General features: G+C 54.4%; 15 protein-coding genes and 3 pseudogenes. 5 read left to right on the top strand and 13 right to left on the bottom strand.

The features are described 5' to 3' along the window. Positions 1–35 precede the first annotated feature (35 nt). The 4 genes from QZ869_RS19255 to QZ869_RS19240 form a co-directional block, all read right to left on the bottom strand. Positions 36–1,550, bottom strand: coding sequence for a sugar ABC transporter ATP-binding protein (locus QZ869_RS19255; protein WP_296106688.1), 1,515 nt, complete (start codon positions 1,548–1,550; stop codon positions 36–38). Positions 1,551–1,560: 10 nt separating this feature from the next. Further along, on the bottom strand, positions 1,561–2,580 hold the full coding sequence (locus QZ869_RS19250; RefSeq protein WP_296021715.1) for an ABC transporter permease: 1,020 nt from the start codon (positions 2,578–2,580) through the stop codon (positions 1,561–1,563). A 132-nt stretch (positions 2,581–2,712) separates the two neighbouring features. Continuing rightward, the gene (locus tag QZ869_RS19245; RefSeq protein ID WP_296021712.1) at positions 2,713–3,801 is read right to left on the bottom strand and encodes a substrate-binding domain-containing protein; all 1,089 of its coding nucleotides are present in this window, start codon (positions 3,799–3,801) and stop codon (positions 2,713–2,715) included. 54 nt (positions 3,802–3,855) lie between these two features. Then, positions 3,856–5,448 (bottom strand): choline dehydrogenase, encoded by a 1,593-nt coding sequence (locus QZ869_RS19240; protein ID WP_296021711.1) that lies wholly within the window; start codon positions 5,446–5,448, stop codon positions 3,856–3,858. A 405-nt stretch (positions 5,449–5,853) separates the two neighbouring features. Here QZ869_RS19240 and QZ869_RS19235 point away from each other — a divergent pair, with 405 nt between their 5' ends. Next, positions 5,854–6,582, top strand: coding sequence for a FadR/GntR family transcriptional regulator (locus QZ869_RS19235; protein WP_296021710.1), 729 nt, complete (start codon positions 5,854–5,856; stop codon positions 6,580–6,582). 238 nt (positions 6,583–6,820) lie between these two features. Continuing rightward, positions 6,821–7,307: pseudogene (locus QZ869_RS19230) on the top strand (4-hydroxy-tetrahydrodipicolinate reductase); the annotation flags it as partial. Between the two features lie 590 nt (positions 7,308–7,897). Here QZ869_RS19230 and QZ869_RS19225 read toward each other — a convergent pair. Beyond that, positions 7,898–9,251: pseudogene (locus QZ869_RS19225) on the bottom strand (HD-GYP domain-containing protein). Positions 9,252–9,447: 196 nt separating this feature from the next. Here QZ869_RS19225 and QZ869_RS19220 point away from each other — a divergent pair. Together QZ869_RS19220 and QZ869_RS19215 are read left to right on the top strand one after the other, a co-directional pair. After that, positions 9,448–9,654 (top strand): annotated as a pseudogene (locus tag QZ869_RS19220) (integrase core domain-containing protein); the annotation flags it as partial. Between the two features lie 707 nt (positions 9,655–10,361). Continuing rightward, positions 10,362–10,955, top strand: a complete 594-nt coding sequence (locus QZ869_RS19215) for a bifunctional 2-polyprenyl-6-hydroxyphenol methylase/3-demethylubiquinol 3-O-methyltransferase UbiG (protein ID WP_296021707.1) — start codon at positions 10,362–10,364, stop codon at positions 10,953–10,955. A 279-nt stretch (positions 10,956–11,234) separates the two neighbouring features. On the opposite strand, the gene QZ869_RS19210 is transcribed toward QZ869_RS19215, so the two are convergent. Genes QZ869_RS19210 through QZ869_RS19195 form a run of 4 tightly spaced genes read right to left on the bottom strand, consistent with a single transcriptional unit; the run spans position 11,235 to position 15,096 of the window. After that, the gene (locus QZ869_RS19210; RefSeq protein ID WP_296021705.1) at positions 11,235–11,630 is read right to left on the bottom strand and encodes a hypothetical protein; all 396 of its coding nucleotides are present in this window, start codon (positions 11,628–11,630) and stop codon (positions 11,235–11,237) included. Positions 11,631–11,667: 37 nt separating this feature from the next. Further along, a complete protein-coding gene (locus tag QZ869_RS19205; protein ID WP_296021703.1) occupies positions 11,668–12,495 on the bottom strand; it encodes a tetratricopeptide repeat protein in 828 nt (275 codons plus the stop codon). Positions 12,496–12,536: 41 nt separating this feature from the next. Then, complete coding sequence (locus QZ869_RS19200; protein WP_296021700.1) at positions 12,537–12,824, bottom strand: hypothetical protein; 288 nt, start codon at positions 12,822–12,824, stop codon at positions 12,537–12,539. A gap of 25 nt (positions 12,825–12,849) precedes the next feature. Beyond that, the gene (locus tag QZ869_RS19195) at positions 12,850–15,096 is read right to left on the bottom strand and encodes an IPT/TIG domain-containing protein (RefSeq protein ID WP_296021698.1); all 2,247 of its coding nucleotides are present in this window, start codon (positions 15,094–15,096) and stop codon (positions 12,850–12,852) included. Between the two features lie 157 nt (positions 15,097–15,253). On the opposite strand from QZ869_RS19195, the gene QZ869_RS19190 reads away from it, so the two are divergent. Beyond that, positions 15,254–16,147 (top strand): LysR family transcriptional regulator, encoded by an 894-nt coding sequence (locus tag QZ869_RS19190; protein ID WP_296021696.1) that lies wholly within the window; start codon positions 15,254–15,256, stop codon positions 16,145–16,147. 34 nt (positions 16,148–16,181) lie between these two features. On the opposite strand, the gene QZ869_RS19185 is transcribed toward QZ869_RS19190, so the two are convergent. From QZ869_RS19185 to QZ869_RS19170, 4 genes are all read right to left on the bottom strand, one after another. After that, entirely contained in the window at positions 16,182–16,916 is a 735-nt protein-coding gene (locus QZ869_RS19185; protein ID WP_296081785.1) for an SDR family oxidoreductase, read from the bottom strand. Positions 16,917–16,994: 78 nt separating this feature from the next. Further along, a complete protein-coding gene (locus QZ869_RS19180) occupies positions 16,995–18,041 on the bottom strand; it encodes a DUF3829 domain-containing protein (protein WP_296021691.1) in 1,047 nt (348 codons plus the stop codon). 66 nt (positions 18,042–18,107) lie between these two features. After that, positions 18,108–18,641: a hypothetical protein gene (locus QZ869_RS19175; protein WP_296021690.1), complete on the bottom strand. Its 534-nt coding sequence runs from the start codon at positions 18,639–18,641 to the stop codon at positions 18,108–18,110. Between the two features lie 64 nt (positions 18,642–18,705). Beyond that, entirely contained in the window at positions 18,706–19,068 is a 363-nt protein-coding gene (locus tag QZ869_RS19170) for a hypothetical protein (protein WP_296021687.1), read from the bottom strand. Between the last annotated feature and the right edge of the window lie 168 nt (positions 19,069–19,236).

Raw genomic sequence — 19,236 nt, 5'->3', positions numbered from 1 at the left:
TGGGCTCCTAACTGCCCGCTATTGTCGACCGCAGCCTATGCGCTGACAGCCATGTTGGCCTTGGGATTGGCATCTTTGCTGATCGTCATCGCCAGCAGACCGTCCCTGTCACATCCTGATCGTGGAAGACGCGCGGATACAGCACCGTCGTGTACGACCATGATTGTTTCCGACAGGGCCAGCAGTTCCTTGACAGATGTGGAGATGACGATGATGGCCGCGCCAGCTTCCGCTATTTTCAGGATGATTTCGTAGATCTGGCGGATCGCACCGACATCGACACCCGAGGTCGGCTCAACAAACACATAGACCTTCGCCTGGCGTTCCAGCCATTTGCCGATCACCGCCTTCTGCTGGTTGCCGCCCGAAAAATATCGGATCGGTCGATCGGGCGCGTTGGGATAGATCGAGAGCCGCTGAATGATGCCTTCGGCGTAACGGCGCTTTGCCATTCCCTGGACGAGACCAAACTTTGCAAGTTTTGAAAGAGCCGGCAGGCTGACATTTTCTGCCATTGAAAGGCTGGGAAACAGGGCTTGCTTGCGCCGCTCTTCGGGAATGAGCGCGATTCCGGCTTTCAACGCGTCGCCTGGACTACGAATGACCTTGACCGATCCGTCTATGACGATCTCGCCGTCATAGACGGAAAGTCCGCCGAGGCATTTTTCGATCTGCTCCATGCCGGCACCCAGCGGGCCGGTCACACCGAGGATCTCCCCGGCTCTGACAGTCAAGGAGAGCGGGGCCAGTCTCGACGTCGACAGCCCTTTGAGCTCAAGAACCACACGTTCCTGACTGCGCCCGTTATTTTCGATTTGCAGATCCGCCGAGCTTCGGTTGACCATGAGTTGGGTCACAACTTCCTCTTCGATCTTGCCACGTTCAAGCGTCCCAGAAACACGGCCATCCCGAAGTATCGTTGCGCGATCGCAAAGCAACTTCACCTCATGAAGCCGGTGCGAAATATAGACGATCGTGATGCCGCTCTGCTTGAACGTGGCGATCATCTTGAAGAGAAGCTCGCTTTCGCTCGCCGACAGACGTGCTGTGGGTTCATCAAGGATGATCAGCTTGTAACGGCGGTGAAACAGCGTCGCGAGCGTCACCATCTGCATTTGCGCTGCCGTAAGGGTCGATGCCCTACGATCAGGATCGAGATCGAGACCGATCTCCTGCATGATCCTGGCCGCCTCTTCGCGGATTTTGCGTCTGTTGACCCAGAAACGGCTCGGTTCGTTTCCGAGCAAAATGTTCTCGGCCACCGTCATGCTGCCGGCCAGCTCGGAATCCTGATAGACGGCACCCAGTCCGTGGGCATGCGCATCCACCGGACGGTGAACATGGATCGGCTTGCCGTCGAGCAATATCTCTCCGCTCGACGGCGAGTAGACACCCGTTAGGATCTTGATCAGCGTCGACTTGCCGGCACCGTTCTCGCCCAGCAGACCATGAACTTCGCCGCGCTCGAACGAGAGGGAAATGCCTTTGAGAACCTGAATTCCGGCGAAATCCTTTGCCAGGTCCCGGAGTTCGATCAATGGAGTTGCCATGGTCGCCTCCTCAAATGAACTTCAGGTGAATTTCTTCACGATTAAGGGCGGCATTGGCGCCAACTGCGGCAAGCAAAACGAAACCATTGAACAGCTGTCGCGTGGCAAAGGAGATCCCGATCATGTTCATGCCGGAACTGACCATGTAGAGGAAAAAAACACCGAGCAGCGTACCAAGAACATGCGGCTTGCCCTTGCCCAGAATGGTCGCACCAAGGAACACGGCGGCGAATGCTTCCAGAAGATAGCCCTGGCCGCCGACCGGCTGCGCCGACGAAGAGATCGATGTCAAAAGGACGCCGCCGATGCCACTGAACAAGGCGGAAAGGATGAAGCTGACGATGACCCAGCGATACACGCTGATGCCGGAATAATAGGCCGCCATAGGGTTGTCGCCGACCGCACCGATGTAGTGTCCGGCCTTGCTGCGCGTTGACAGGATATATCCGCACACGAAGACGGTAACTAGGATGATGACCGGAAAGGCAATCGGACCGACACGCCCCTGCCCCAGGAACCTAAATACAGCTTCGTTGTAGTCAACCGGGATCTGATAGCCGCCCGACAGATAGGTATTCACGCCGCCAAGAAGAAACATCACACCGAGCGTCGTGACGATGCCGGAGAGCCGGCCATAGGTGACGAGCATGCCGTTGATTGCGCCGATGAGGCAGGCTGCACCGAGGCCAACGGCGGTCGCCCCGATCCAGCCAATGCTTGGAATGAGCAGCGCGGTAATGATCGACGTGGTCGTCACGACCGCGCCAATCGACAGATCGAAGCTCCCAGCGGCTACGACATAGGTCAGCCCCATCGATAGCAACGCGCTGACGATCATCGAGAACAGGATATTGTTGAAGTTTGAAACCGTGCCGAAATACGGGCTCATCAGCGAGAAGAAAACCCCGAAGAGAATGATGACCAGAATCGTTCCCCAACGTCGAAGGAAGGTAAGGATCGCGCTCGCGCCGCTTTCGGCTTGAATGTCTGTACGGGCCTTTGCGACGGCGCCTGTCGAGGATGTGGACATCGCGGATGTCTCCTTGGAAAGGTGTTGAACCGGGCGCCGCGTTTCCATCTCGCGCCCTCGGTTTTCCAGATTTTTTCCCGGTCTTGCCGGGCCCGGAGACCTGTCTCCGGACCCGGTCCCTGGGGAGGGTGTTTAGCCACCGTAGTTCTTGAGGAGTTCGATGGCCTTCTGGTCCATCGCCTTAAGCTCCTCAAGAGCGCCCGCAGCTTCCGATTTTTCAATCGCCGTCACGGGGACACGGTACGTATGGTTCGGGATTTCCTGACCCTGACCGAGGGCCATTGCGATCTCGCCGATCTTGTCGCCGGCCGTGTGGTAGGGAACGTCCGTGGAAAATGCGATCGGACTGTCAGGAGACGCCATTTCGTTGAGCAACTGATCCGAGAAGTAGTGGTTAACAACCAGTGCATTGCGGCCCATCTGCGTCAGGGCCTGCGAGGCGCCGACGGTCAGCGGCCACCACCAGGAGACGATAGCCTGAAGGCTTTTCGGATCCGGATTCGACTGCAAAAGCGACAAGGCGTTTTCACGGCCCTTTGAAATCTGGTCGGACGTCGATGTCGAACCCGTCATGAACGGTAGCATCTTCATACGCGGTTCGAACTTTGTCATGAGTTCAAGCTGATCGACTTCCTGGTCGAACGGAGTGTAAAAGCCGCGATCTTCGGCGGTCTGGATAATGGTTCCCTGGCGTGACAGCTTGTTCTGGAGCCAGTAACCCATTGCTGTCCCAGTTGCCCAGGTGTCTTCCTGGACCGACGGGGAATCCTTGACCGGGACCATGAAGCCAACCGTTTTGATGCCGCGGCGATGGGCTTCCTCAACGATGTATGCGGTTTCAGATTCCTGGGAATAGATGCCCAGGACGAGAACGTCGATGCCGCGGTCCAGAAGCTGGCGCGCCGAGTCCTGCTCGCTTTGCTTGGAAGGTTCGCCGCGAACCGTCACAAGCTCGCCACCATTGTCCAGAACCGTTTTTGCGATCCGCCAGCAACCACGCCGCCACGGCTGGTTGAACGGGCCGTAGCAAAGACCAAGGCCGACCTTGACCTTCTTGCCGTTCGAAACAAACTTCGGGATTTCGCTAGTCAAGGCATAGGCCGACTGAGCCGTCGCGGCAAACGCACCAGCGGCAGCAATCCCGGCCCCAAGGCCGGCCAAAATCTGCCGCCGGTTGAAGCCGATGTGCTCCTGCATTTCTTCTTTCCAAAACTTCGTCATTTCCATTCCTCCCTTGTAAAAGTCTCTACCTCTCAGAGCGTCCTGCCGCGCGGGTCAGGCTGCTCTGTCCTCCCGGATCATGGCGGCGCCCTTTTCAGCAATCATGAGGACAGCCGCCAAAGTGTTCCCGGAAATCTGCGTTGGCATTATCGAAGCGTCGATCACCCTCAAACCCTCAATTCCATGGACGCGAAGACGATCATCGACGACCGCTCGGGGTCCTGTTCCCATGCTGCACGTGCCAACGGGGTGATAGATTGTCTGGCCGTTTTCACGCGCGAAATGCAGCCATTGCTCGTCGGTCTCGACGTGTTTGCCGGGGCTCATCTCATGCGAAACGAAGGGCTTCATAGCGCTCTGCCCGACAATACTTCTTGCGATTTTCATGCCGCGGACGAGCGTGTCCTGATCTTCGCTCGTTGCGAGAATATTCGGTCGAATTGCGGGTGCTGCAAACGGATCTGCGGATTTGACATGAATCGTGCCACGCGATTCCGGACGCAAAGGCGAAACGCCGATCGTCATCCCCGGCTCATGATCGAGTTTCCGGTCCGCGGCATTGGCGTAGCTTGCGTGCATGAAGAAGTACTGGACGTCCGGAGACGAAAGCCCCGGGCGTGTTTTGACAAAACCATGGGCCAGCCCGGTCGCCAATGTCAGGATGCCTTTGCGGGTCGTGAAATACTGGGCGACCGCCTTTGCAAGGGCGACACCTCGGGTTTGTTCGTTCAACGTTATCGGCTGACTGACGCGCCAGTTCATCCGGGTGCAGAAATGATCGGCGTAATTTGCGCCAACCCCTGGCAATACATGATTGACGGGGAGGCCTGCGGATTTCAGCACCTCAGCATCTCCGATCCCGGAAAGCTCGAGTATCTGCGGGGATTGAACAGCGCCGGCAGCCAGAACGACTTCCTTGGCGGAAACCTGGCATTTCTGCCCGTTTCGGTAGTATTCCACGCCGGTAACGCGGGTACCATCCAAGATGACACGCGTGACATGCGCGTTGGTATGCACTTCGAGATTGGGACGGTTCCGAGCTGGTTGAAGATATGCCGTCGACGCGCTCCAGCGGCGTCCATCACGCTGATTGACCTGGTAGTACCCAAACCCGTCCTGCTCCGCGCCATTGTAGTCCGGGTTCTTCCGAAATCCGGCCTGCAAAGCAGCGTCGATGAAGGCTTCGGAGAGCACGGGGCGCTCCTTCACCTGGACCACATTCAACGGTCCTTCGCCACCGCGAAGTTCATTGGATCCGCCTTCCCAGTTTTCCAGTTGTCGGAAGTAGGGAAGTACATCCTGAAAGCCCCAACCCTTGTTGCCGAGCTGCGCCCAATTATCGAAATCCTGCGGCTGTCCCCTCACGAAAATCATGCCGTTGATCAAAGAGGACCCGCCAAGGCCCTTGCCTCGCGGAACCACGATTCGTCGCTGCAGCACATTCTCTTCGGGCTCGGTCCAGAAGCGCCAGTTGAAGTGCTTATTGACAAGCAGCTTACCAAAACCGGCGGGGATGTTGACCCAAAATCCCTTGCCCTCGCCTCCCGCCTCCAGCAGAAGAACCTTGCGGTTGGCGTCTTCGGTCAAACGGTTGGCAAGGACGCAACCGGCCGTTCCTCCGCCAATGATGACGCAGTCGAAATTCATCGGAATACTCGCTTTGAAGTCTTGATGTCTTACAGCGAGGCCTAGCGGGAAGCCGTCAGCGCCAAGCCGATTAGGGTATTGCCACCGACGCAGTCAGCAGACAGACAAACCCATGATCTGTCGCAAATATCTCATGCACATGATTTTCCTCCCTTTCGTGCGATCGGCAATGCCCGTCGAACATTGGCCGTCTCCAGAGCGGCCTTTTCCTCTGATGTAAACTAACCATGAAACCAAGTTGCCTGACAAGTGGAAATCTGCTTAAATCAAAAAAAATGCCGAACTCTTGGTTAAAGCCCCTCAAGACGTGTTACCGGAGATGCTACATTCCTGGTGCGAAATGGGGAGCGAATTTGATTCCTGGAGGTCAAAGACCCAAGAACATGAAGCAAGGTGTGTAGCGCGTTGGGAGGAATCAAAATGCCTACTACAAAACTGATCAACCGAGGACCATCGCTTGCAGATTCTGTTTCCGACAGCATTAGAGCCGAGATCATAAATGGCGCTTATGCTATTGGCGACAAGCTTCCGACGGAGAGAACCCTTGCAGACACTTATGGCGTGAGCCGTCCTATTGTGCGTGAGGCGATTAACTCGCTGAAGCGTGATGGGCTCGTGGTGACGCGTCAGGGGCTCGGTGCATTCGTCAGCGAGACGCGGGAGCAGAATTTTCGTTTCACAAGTTTTGACGTGAATGACGCGCTCGACATTCGCAATGTCATTGAGCTTCTGATGGCGGTGGAAGCTGCGGCAACCGCACGTGCGGCCGAACGCCGAACGGAGCAAGACCTCAAGACAATTGAGGGCTGCTTCCGTGCCATGCAAACCGCAATTGATCGCGGTGAGAGTGGTGTCGAAGAAGACATGGAGTTTCATCGCGCAATCGTCGATGCAGCCCGGAATCCGTATTTCCGTGACATGTCGGATTTTCTGGATGCGAATGTGAGGAACTTCATTCGCAAAGCTCGAGAAAACACTGCCCGCTTAAAAAGTGGCTTGGTTCAAGAAGTCCAAGGTGAGCATCGAGCTATCCTTGAAGCAATTGCCTCCGGCCAGGCCCCGGCGGCCAGAAAAGCCGCAGAAGCTCATCTGATCGGGGCAGCTAAGCGGCTTGCTCTCTATATTGAACCCTAGCCTTCTCACTGAATACAACCGCAGCAGTTCCGTACTCGCCGCCAAGGAAGATTGAGACGGGCTGTAAGGAGGTTTTCAAAGGAGATTTGAAGTGCTTCATCTGACGCATTAAATCCCATTTTGTTCCCAAGCTAGGCCGGTGTCGGAACGAAAACCTAAAAACTTCCTATGCTGCGATGCCCCATAGGCAGGCAAACAAGTCTCGCCTCAATTTGAAATTTCGCGAAAAGGAAATACCTTGGCCTCAAGTATCAAAATTGCCGTAGCTGGCGCAAACGGCCAAAAGGGCCGTGCCGTCATCCCGCTTCTCGTCGCCGATCCGGCCTTCACACATGTAGGCAGCTTTCGGCGTGCGGGCAACACGGGGAGCAAATTCGTTGAGCACGCGACCGCAATCGAGGCGGCTGACGTGATCCTAGACTTCTCGACGGCAAGCGCCGCCACCGAACTGGCCGAGCTATGCGCCGAAACCGGGAAACCAGCTCTAGTTATCGGTGCGACAGGGTTCAGGCCGGAAGAAATCTCAAGGATCGGAAGAGCCGCGCAGCGGATTCCTATTGTGCGTTAGGGCAACTTCTCAATCGGTATAAATAAATATGCTGATCGGCCTTGTCGGCCTAGTTGCCGGCACGTTCCAGCCCGAAACTTGGGACATAGAAGTTCTGGAAGCCCATCATAGGCGGAAAATCGATGCCCCTTCAGGTACGGCATTGATGCTGGCGAAGCCGCTGCTCGGAACGGGAGATTTTTGGATAGTTATCGCCTGCTAACCCAGCCCATCCCTCGGGGACGTACGTTGACGCAAGCGGCCGGTCGGCTGCGCGGCGAATTTCCTTGACGAGATCGTTGTCCGGTTTCCTGCCCATCGTTGCGCCTCCAGTAGGGATCACAAGTTTCACGCTGTGGATGGTTCGAGTGAGATGTAAGCTGCAACATCATTCCCTATGCCGACAAAAAGTACCAGCTGTTAGTTTCCACCCAGCCAATATCGACGGGCTTGTAGCAGAGCCAGCGCGCTCACCTTCGAAACCCCTTTCGCTCATGACGTATCCGGGAAATAGCGACAAGTTCATGGCCATCGTCATGCACCTCTAGTCCGCCGCCTGGCCGCTTTTTTAGTCCGGCGTTGACATGCGAGTGTACTTCGCCTTGAAAGGCATCGAACCTTTGAAGTTTACAACCCATTGTAAAAAAATCACGTTTTCTGGGACAATGTTGCATGCTTTACTAGTGACAGTCTGAAGGGCGCCTTAACGCACACCGATTTCCTGCGATGGCAGGTCTCTCGGCCAGGATTGCTTGGGCGTGTCCACGGTCACGCCGCCTGTCTGAGAGCCGTTTTGGCAAGAGCCCGTTCAAGAGCCTCGATACAGATCGGATCATGCGCCTGCCCAGCGCCGTCCCACAATATCGCGATGGCCTTTTCGATCGGCATGGCAGCGCGATGCGGCCGGTCAGCTGTCAGAGCATCGAATACGTCTGCCGTTGAAACGATCCTCACCTCCATGGATATCTCTTCTGCCGACAGTCCGCGAGGGTAACCCTTACCGTCCAATCGTTCATGGTGTGCTCCGCCAATGACGGCGGCGCTCGCAAATGCGCCGATCCTGGAAAGGATGTGCTCGGAGAATTCGGAGTGGCGCTCCATCTGAGCCCATTCCGCATCGTCGAGTTTGCCGGGCTTGTCCAACACGCTGTTACTGACTCCCAGCTTTCCGATATCGTGGAGCAGGGCCGCCCGTTTCAGGAACCTGCACCCCCGCGAAGTCTATTCCAATCTCTTCCGCAATCAGGTCCGTAAACAGGGCGACCCGATCGCTATGACCGGACGTGTAAGGGCTTTTAGCATCAATGACCCTGGCGAAGGCGGCGGCTATATCATCGAGATAATCATCATCCGCTATAATGGCCTGCTGCCCGGGCTCGGACGTAAGAACCGTGGCTTCGAGATCGGTTGAATGCAGTGTTTCCCAAAAGCCCGGACGCTCCGACAAGCCTTCAAAAACCTCGACAAGGGTCGGATCGAACCACTCGCCCTTGCGCTTGAGGATTTCCTTCATCGCGCTGGATTGGCCACCGCTTGCGTGAAAAATGTCGATGACCTGCGCCAGCAGAGCAATTCGCGAAAATAGCGGAATTTCTGTTGCTGCAATTCTGTCCGGCTTGCCGCCACCATTCCAGTGTTCGTCAAGACCGAGAATCCCTTGCGCGACGTTCTCGGAAAATCGCATCTGCCGGGCAATGTCGGCCCCACGCTGGCAACGCGTCTGGATCAACTCGGTCGAAAGCCTGCCGCCGTTCTGGAGGATGTTGAGAATGCCGCGGAAGCGTTCCGCGAGACCCGCCTGCATGCCTGTGTGGCCAATGACAAAACGTAGAACCTGGCTCAGACTTCCATCAACCCGCTTAAAGTCGTGTTTGAAGCTCAAATCGTCGGCGAGATAGAGTTCGCAAATGCGAGCCGCATTGCTACTGCAGCCGAGGTCTTTCAGGAGAAGGGTGTAATAGAGATCTCGAAGGCCATCGTCATTCAGACCGATCTCCCGGCCGATATGCGTGCCTATATAGCAGCAACGAATGCAATGACCATCAGGCTGCCCCTCTGTCATATCGAGCGCCTTGCTCAGTGCTTCGATTATTTCCGCCAGTCGGATCTGGATGCCGGTCATGCTACGTGCCCTGTTGAGACGGCGAGAGTACGTGACGATAGTTGCTGAACAGTTGAGCCGAGAGATCAAAAACCGAATACTCTATAAAATTCAATAGTTTAGAAATTTGAGATATACAGAGAGCCCGTCTCCGGCAAAGGCTTACGACAATGGTGGCCGGCGGGCCGCAATGTCTAGGCCAAGGTGCGTTGATGATCCGAAGACGATGCGTGTCGATCAGGCGACTGAGCTCCTGTCTCGCGATCTTGACCTTTGAGCTTACGCCAAAGGCGTCACATTGGGCTTCTCGCGCCAATTCAAACCGACCGATAATTTCATTGAAGCATTCAATCGCCACGTCCGAATGGAGTGCCTGAACCAGCATTGGTTTCCGACCCTCGCGGATGGCCGCGAAAAGATGGAGGATTGCTATACCCCCGATACGCTGGCCTTGTATGCATGGTCGGCGTGGCTCCCGAGAGAACTTTCGCCTGGCTTGACATTGCGATCGAGCGATCGACAAGAAGCGTGCCAACCTCGACAGACGACGACACCCTTGGTGATCTCGTTAGGTATCGGGATGATAATGGTCTCCAGCTGCCGCAATGCCGCCTTCACGACCAGAGAGCTCGACCAGATCGCCTGAGCCGTCGAAGTGCTGCTGTACGACGAGATGGACGACCTCCCCCTTCCCGCTGAACTCACCCGCCGGCCCCGGCTATCATTTAAAGGAACCTTGGATGAGCATAGATCGGATGGCACACCTCGCGTACGAAACAGCAATGCTCTCCTCCGCAGGTAAACACATGTAGGCTAAAGTCATTGAGACACTGCCAGCCGCTTTTTATGGTCCTCAGCCCGCGCCTCGTGGCGCTTGCCTAGCGTTATAACTCGTTGGCAAAGTGGGAAAAAATCCGAAATTGGGTGCTAAGCTTATTCGCAAATAACATAATCATATAAATATGTCTTTATATCATCGTTGCTATTTGTGGTGTGGTGATCTAGTGTCGCCCGTGCGGACAGCGGAACGACGGTGGCGAAAGGCTTAGTCGAAAAAGATTGTAGGGCGCTATTGTAATTTGAAAGCGCACCCATCGCGCCGTGAAAAACTTTTCGGCATTGGAGGGAAAAATGAACGGCCAGATGGGCTACACTGAAGGTGCCAAAACGCTAGCGCTTCAATACGAGAGTATAACATTCTTCGACGTACACCGGGATGTCCTTGATCTCTTTCCTTCGGCATCTTCCAGCGTTTGCGATATCGGAGCAGGTTCTGGCCGCGACGCAGCGGCTCTTGCCGATATGGGACACCGCGTCCTCGCTGTCGAACCAACAGAAGCCTTGCGACTTGAAGGGCAAAGGATACACGCTGGAAAAGCCTTGGAGTGGGTCGACGACGCATTGCCCACACTCGGTCACCTCCGCGCTCGCGCCGAACACTACGACCTAATTCTTCTGACCGCTGTCTGGATGCACCTTGATTCGGCAGAGCGGTGGTTGAGCATGGCTTCGCTCAAGCACCTTCTTGCGACTGGCGGGCGTATCAGCATCTCACTTCGGCACGGTCCTGTTCCAGAAGGGCGCAAAATGTATAGCGTCTCGGCCGACGAGACAACAGCCCTTGCCTCGGAATTTGGCCTCAACCTGCTCCGAAAAGTTATCCGTGAGGATATGTTGGGCAGATCTGACGTCGCATGGAGTTTCGTCGTTTTTGAAAAATCCTGACACGTCGAATTGGTAAAATGATCAATCGAACAGGATGACGATCCGAACCTTCGCACACACCCGAGTGTGCACACTTGGCCGGCGCCCTTCAAACCACACAATGGGAAACTGGATCGGCGTTTGGAGGTCGGCGGGAACGGGCAGCGCCGCTCAGTACTTATGCGCGGTGCCGGTAGGAGCGAAACATAACACCACAGAACGCCAAGCCTCAATGCGGCCATCCCATGAGTCATGCTGATGTCGTGTTCTACCGTTGACGATTAGCCAAGAACTTCCACATCAACCGCCAAAGGCTTTGGCATTCTCATCAAACGACTGGCAGTGTTGCTCCAACGTCTGATTGAGGCCTTCAGCCATTTGCTCGACGGCCATTTGGCTATCATCGCCCATATAATAGTAACCTTCACGACCCTTTTGTTCATTAATTGTAACCGTCGTACTGTCTTTGGGAAGAGGTAGTGACGCGAGAAAGCTTTCGTAGATCTTTGCTGACTTCTCAGAGGGAAAGCCCTTGTCAACACAAAATCTCAGGATACCGAGTTGATTGCTCATTTGGTAGTAGAACTGATCTTGGTCTTGGGCCAGTGCCGGCATTGCTCCTACAAGCATCACAGACGCTGAAGAAACCGCGAGACGGTAACTAGCATGGATAAACGATGTAAAGCCGGCGTCCATAATAAAACTTACCTTTCACTGTTCAAGATATTCAATTTTACTTTGCAGCCGGACTTTGGCCGCTGTCACGCATCGAGACGATTTTTTCAAGCTGGTTACGTGCTATAATAACCCAGTTTCCAGACCGGGTTTCGATCAGCGCAGAGTGAGCTCTCTGAGTGCTGCGCGCAGCCTCTTCAAGCATCCCCGCTTCCATTTGTAGGTTCCCGACCTCGAGAAGGGCAATACCAATCTCCTCTCTCTCCACACGGCTCGCAACCTTCCACAACGTGAGCGCGTCCACAAGGTTTGCTTCAGCTTGAATGTGGTTCACTATCCGATATGTTTCCGGTGATAATTTCTTCTCGATCCTGAACGACGTGATAATCGCTTCGAGAGAGGATTTGTGATTTTCCTCCAAAGCGACCGAGTGTTGTTTCCCAGTTGCATCTAAAGCCTTCAAGCTCATTTCCCGCGCACTTTGCCAGTCGTTGGATTTGAGGGAAAGAGCTGCCAGGTTGACGAGTGGCTCGATAGTCTCAGGTGATCGATCGCCGAAACCGGCTTGGGCAGCTTGGAGCGCCAGTTTGTAATAGCGATCCGCAGTGTGACCGACATGCTGATTGTAACCCGCAAGCAAGGCAAGCAGTTCGAGAGCCTGAACATGCTCTTGCGTATTGGGACTTGACCCACGGATCTTTGCCTCCGCATCCCCACAAAAATCGGCTGTTTTTTTCTCCAATGTATGATTGGTGACGAGAACACGACATTCATCAAGCGAGGATTTGAGTGTCGGATCAAATGCTCGAGCTTCATGGCAAACGAAAGACGTCGAGACGGCACAATAAATTATGAGAAAAGCCCTATGCCGAATTATGTTGATCATAGATTATTTTCCACGCTGGCCACTGAATATTGCATGCGAAGTTAGCGATGGTTGCCCAACATCTGCAAAACACCAAGGGCTAGGAAAGCAGCAACGTAGACTGCAACGATTTTGTAGACCGGCCACGTCTTGGACGCACGTTTTGCTAGAAAGCCGGAAAACAATGCCGGCATGAAAACATTGAGAGCTAAGCGCGTTAGCGCTTCCACATAATTGCTACCCGGCTGTCCAAACCACAAAAGCAACGCGCAGACGCAAGCAATAAAAGTGACCACTGCGGATGCAAACGACGTCAAGTAAGGCCGACTTTTTACGGTTTTTATTTTCATTTTCTGTTGACTCATTTTCGGAGGCTTAGAAGCGTTTTCCTAGCGCGGCCCGCGCACCGGCAGACTTCCCGCCGTCTCCGTCCAAACTGTAGAGGATCGAGAAGTCAATCGCCCACTGTTCAGCCGTTTCGAGAACGACGCCGGTGTTTAGCGACGCGAAAGCGCCTGCGCCATCCAATCCCGAAAATCCGCCTGTTACGCCAATTTTCGGCGTCATCTGCGAGCCGTCGGAAAGTCTGTATTCGCGGGCTATTTCTGCTCCCAGGCTCAGGCGGAGCTGTTCAGACGTAAAACCTTCCACGGCCAACTCGCTACCCGAACCATTTCTCACAATATAGTCTTCGACCTTTTCCGAGAAATAGACAGCCCTTGCTTTGGGGGTCAGCGTCGTTACGCCGTCAAGATAGTATTGCCCCTTTATCGACGTATCGAACAACCATCGTTTTGTATTGAAACTTCCGTCCCAAAATGCGGTTTCGAGATCGTTGGCGGAGCCGCCGTAGAGTATACTCGTATCCCAGAAAATCCCCTTTCCGAGTTCCAGAGAAGCATAAGGACCTGCGAGCCAACCATTGCCTGTGAGTTCAGCATTTTCGCGGGTGGGGTCCGTCATTCGATCGAAATGAAAGGAGACGCCGACAAGGGCCGTGTCGCTTACAAGGTAATCCACACCCGCCGACACCATGCCGAAACTGCCCCATCTGTCGTCGTTTTCACTGCGGTTGTGCAACATGAGAGCGCCGTCCATCCAGATATTGAAAGGCAGGGCGTCGGCCTGCTGGCCATCACGCGCCGCATTCATCTGGCTGAGACTTGTTGAAAAGCCGAGCGACATCCCTTGCTGTGACGGCACAAGCCGCGTGGTGACAGGGGAACTAGAAAGATCCATTCGACGCCGCTCGAGAAGCCCCGGCACCTTGATCATCGTGGCGATCAGGTTCTGCCTGCTCTCAATGAACCCATGGACAAGGCTGTCCATCTCGTTGGCAACAACTGCGGGGTCATAGCCCAAATTATACGTAATCCTGCCCGCATTACTCCCCGCGGCACTCGTGAGGCTGAAGTCGACCACGACTGTACCAGAATATGTCGGTGCTGGAATAAATTTCAGATACCATCCAACGGGCGAGGCAGAACCCAACTGTGCGTAATCACCCATGGTAACGACAGCCCTGCCTGCATTGACCGGTTGAACCGAAATTACAGCTGCATTTGTGAAAGGGCCGCCCGAGGCATTGCGGTCGAGCCGGACGTCCGGGGGCGAAGTGCCGGCAGGCACGTTGATTGTCTGATCAGCGACGCTCACGCCGGCGGGCGATTTTCGGGTGACAGTCAGCGTATATTTTTTTGTTGTAACACCGTCCTGAGCCGTTACGACGATCGTAATCGTGTTGGCGCCAGGCTGGAGATTAACCGACGAAGTGGAAGGCTGACCATTCACCGTGACTAGCGCATCATTCTCAAGCGCAGTTGCGGAAATGGCGATCGACGCGGTGCTCTCAGAGACCTCGGCCGAATAAGCCGTGACATTTGCAGAAAAGGAGGGAGCAAGGGCGCCTTGCGAAAGCGTGAGGCTGCTCAAGTCGCTGTTGGTGGATGCCGGAATATAAGTGAAACTCTGCGTCAATGCAGCCGAGCTTCCAATCGAGCTCGTCATTTCGACGTCGACGAGACCCAAGCTGCCATTAGGTGTTACGGCAGAAACGTGGCCATCGCTGAGAATCTGGAAACTGCGTGCGGCAACGCCCCCAAAGCTAACCCCTGTCGCGTTGCTGAAACCATAACCCGATATAGTCACGGTCGTCCCACCACTGACGGGTCCGGTCGATGGTGAAATTGACGTTAGGATGGGTGCCGAGACGAAAGAGGTAGTTTCAAATCCGGCGGGCAACGACGCCTGGATTCCTGCGGTCGTCACGACGACGTCATGGTTGCCGACCACTGTCTCGGGGGTAATGGCGGTTATTGTCTGATCATCGACAACAACGATGCCGCTTGCTTCTTTCCCGCCAATTTTAACACTTCTTGTACCGCTCAAGCCATTGCCGTTGATAGTGACAGTTTCACCGCCGTCCACGGAGCCAGAATTCGGGCTGACGCTCGATATTGACGGTCCTGCTGCTTCAGCGCTTACAGGCAAGGTTACGAGGACGACCGAGATAATCGCGACGAAACAATTGATCACAGCAGCCTGCAAGCTCGATCCCCATCCACGACAAACCGCGTTCACGGGTTTGCCTGTCGATGCAACCACGTTCAGTTTTTCCATCATAAAGAAGTGTCCGCCCTTTTGCACACGCCCCATCAGCCCGCACGCTGAAGGGGAAGTTAGTACATGACCCCATTGGCGGATTTTCGCTCAAGGATTGCATTGTTACAAATTATTTGTTTTTATCCATATCGATAAATATTCATTATAGGAGCAGTAGTTGGTCGACTTCAAAGGATTGGAGGCGGTGTACTGGACAATAAAACTCGGCAGCGTTACGGCTGCTGCTGACAAGCTAAACACGACCCAGCCTGCCATTTCCGCGCGTATAATTCAGACCGAAGACGAATTTGGCGTAAAGCTTTTCGACAGGTCGCAACGAAGCGTCATTCCCAACATAGCCGGGCGTGAAGTTGCCGATTATGCGGAACGCATGCTTCGGATGAGGGCGGAGATGATCCACAGCATATCCGATAATTCTCGCATTGCGCAGAATTTTCGCCTGGGTCTTGGCGAAACCATTGCTCATACTTGGCTTCCCAAACTGGTGGACAAGATCGGGGAATATTTTCCGAAGCTCACCTTGGAAATAGATGTCGATACAGCAGCCTATTTGAGAGAGAGGTTGCTTTTGCAGAAACTGGATCTCGCTTTTTTTATTGGCTCGTCAGGAAGTTCCACGGCCATCAGTCAGCCACTCTGCAATTTCTCTCTCCGTTTTTTCGCCAGCCCTAATCTGATGAAGGAGATGAGTGGTAATCTGGCTGAGGACTTTTCCCGGTTCCCTATCATGACCTATGCCCGGATGACGCAACCCTATGCTTACGTTTCCGAGTTTCTATCTGACCCGCTGTTTCGTACGCCCAAGCTGCATGCCAGTTCTTCCATCGCCGTCGTTGTCAACATGGCCATTGCAAGCATGGGCATCGCCGCCATTCCAAAAGAACTGGTCGAGGGGCCCCTGAAGCGAAATGAGCTGGTTGAACTTACGATACCATTCTCGCTGCCTGACCTCGCTTTCTCAGCCTTCTGGCTTCCGGGCCCGCAGAGCCAACTTCCTGAACGTATCTTCGCCTTAGCACTGAGTGTCGCCGCGAACGAAAACATCCGGTAGCCAAACATTCGCCGACCAAGCAGCCATCGTCTGCTCAGGTTGTTTCGCTCTCCATATGGACAGTCTGACCGATCATCGACCCGCAATGTTGACTGCATAAAAACGCTGCCATTGCAGCGAACCGCTGTGTCTGTGCAAACTGCGATCTGCCAGAAACGCTGCGAGCGAACGCCTTGTCGCCCGCGGCACCGGGCGCACGCGCATGGACATAGTTGGCGGGTTCCCGCAAGTTTGCGGACGAAAGATTATTGATGGCAATTCCGTGTCTCGAGACCTGCCTGGCGGCCACCGAAACGAAACCGGCAAGACCACCGAAAACCGAAGCAGACAGACCGGAGTTGTGAGAGGCTGCCGTGATATTGACGATCCGGCCCCAGCCTCTTTCGATCATTCCGGGCAGAATTGCACTGATCAGCAGGACTGGGGTCAACATCCCGACCTGAAGGGTATCCCGCCACATGTCCTCCTTCCAATCGAACCACATGTTGCCATAGGGCATATCACCGCTCGTAATGAGAATATCCGCGTTCGGCGCCGCTTCAAGCAATAGCCTGCGTCCATTGGCGGTACGGACGTCTATGACAACAACGTCAACGCAAACGCCATAGACGGCTCGAAGATGATCCGCAGCACGAGAAAGAACCGCTGTGTCCTGCCCCTGCAGCGTCAGTGCCACACCCGCATGTGCCAGGGCTTCCGCTGCCGAAAGAGCAATACCGTCATTGCCAGCACAGATGATCGCCCTCTTGCCTCTTATTCCAAGATCCAAGACGCACCTCCACAGCCAGCGCAAATCGAACGCAAGGGGCTTCTTGCGACTGGCGGTCTGCAAGCACTAGCCATGTATTCATTGGCCATTTTTTATACGGCTGTTGTAGTCACGGACCATCGTGTTGAAAGCGTCTGTCATACGCTGAATATCCTCGGCCATTTTTTCTCTCTGGCCGGCCATCAAATCTCGCCGCAAAGTCCTTATAGCAGTCAAAAAATTAACTGCCCTCGGCTCTATGTAGAACAGCACAGGTCTGTTTCCAGCAGGCGTCCTGACGTCAGGATCTTTTGCCATCACGTTTCGCGCCGATTGCAAGGCGTCCTCAAAAACAGCTTCAGCGGAACTGATTCTCTCGACTGCAAGACCGTTTTGTTTCGATGCCTTCACTATCAAATTGAACACAAGGCGTGCCTGATACATCAGATTCATTTGATGCCAGGAAGAATCGCGGCCGTTCGATCTTTCAATTTCGGCGAGACGCTCCATCGTGAGTGTGAGATTGGCGCCGTCTATCTCTCTTCGAAGCTTTTCTGATGCAGGCAGGAAGGCCTCGAAAAGATTGATGATCTGCGGATGAAGTTTGTCTCTCATCAGGCGCCAGTCGTCATCGCGATAGGTTTCCTGAGTTAAATAGTCGTCAACCTCCCTCATCACGGGAATGAGATTGTTCAAAGCACTAGCATACTCCATCGCTGCGGCGTCCAACGGCTCGTTAGCGGGCGATGTGCTGGTGGCTTCTCGCAGTTCGGTGGTGCATGCCTCTATAAACTGGTAGTCAACCTCGTAGGGCACAATCTTGAAACTGCGATGGATGATCGGGCCGCCCGTAAAGGCTGCGGGAAAGGAACGACGATAGGCTTCGGCGTTTGCTTGCATAGGTCCGTCGACGCGATTGATACAATCAATTGACGAGGCAAGCTTGGAGGTCCGAGCAGCAGCTTCTCCACCACTCTCGGAATGTTGCAACGTCTCTCGAAAGGTGGACGCCGCTTTGCTTTCAAAAAGATGGCTCAGTCCGAGGTCGCGCAGGAGCGAGGGAACATCCCCTCCTTTAGCGAGAAAAATGATTGCCAGCAGGATGATACCTAAGACGGCGGATCCTAGTTTTTTCAAAGTCGTCACGCAGTTCACCCAGCGGCCTGATGCTGCGAGGCACTTCCCGCCTCGCAGTCTTTCGGGAAAAAAAACTCAGAGGTTGCTCTCGAGAACCGTCGTTACCGCCTGTGATCTTGCTTCAATTTCATCGACATTTGTAAACGGCTTCCAGTTGATCGTGAGATTTCCGCTCTCGAAGACCACACCATTCTCATAATTCGACGCGGGGGCTGTCGCTTCGTCGTAGGTAATAACGATTTTTTTCAGTTTGCTCTGAAGAGCTTCCTTACCCATTTCGTCGTGACTGATGGCAGCAAGCGATTTCAACAGTGGGTCAATGATTGGTTTACGAAGGTAATCGTCGCTTTTATAGGAATCAGCGTATCCGGGCAGGGCAAGCCTGCCGAGATCAAGCGATACCGCCACTGGAAAGCCTGCGGCCTCCTGGATGGACTTTTCGATGGAAGGCCATACGTCCTTGGAATAGGCGGCCATGGCCCTCCGCTCTGCTAGTCCAGCTTCCTGGGCGAGGCTAGTGATTGGCGCCATGATGACAAAGGCAGAGAAGAAAATAAGAAGGGATTTTCTAGGCATGCTGTTTGCTTTCATTTGGACATTTTTGCTCATGCGAGCACTTGCGATTACAGACCGACCAACTGCGCCGTAGCGAGCGGGAAGGCTGGATGCTGAATCATTGGTTACCAAGAGCTGTCAGTTGCGAGCACCGATCGGCGACAGTGATGCCCATACCTTCGGCGATCGCCTGCATAGACACTGACGTTTCCCCATCGAAGTTATTCCCCGCCACGCCCTCTTTTTCATATCGATCGCCAGACGAGATATCTTTTGGCTCCGGTAGGGTCGCGATGATCTTTTGATAATTGGTGACGGCCTGGGCCGGCGAGTGGCCCTGTTCGACGCAGTACTTGATAAGGCCCAGCTGATTGCGGGCCCCGTTATAGAGTTTCTCTGAATCTTCTGCAGCCGCCAGTGATGCAGAGAAAATTGATACCGCGATTAGAGAAACCGCAGGGAGACGAGTAAGACGCGTCATAATTTTCCTTTCTGTTTAATGAAATGGATGGCACCGGCATAAACGGGTGCCTGATGGTCGCTCAGGGATGCCATTCGCTATCTAGAGCTTGAATGACCCGATGAGAAACACCTCGACTGCAGGCAAAAATGGAGTCATCCAGCGGCAGCCCGCTTGAAATCAACAAAA

Origin of the sequence: uncultured Agrobacterium sp. (genome assembly GCF_913777885.1) — a bacterium.
Taxonomy (GTDB): Bacteria; Pseudomonadota; Alphaproteobacteria; order Rhizobiales; family Rhizobiaceae; genus Agrobacterium.
This window is presented reverse-complemented; position numbering and strand designations above follow the sequence as displayed.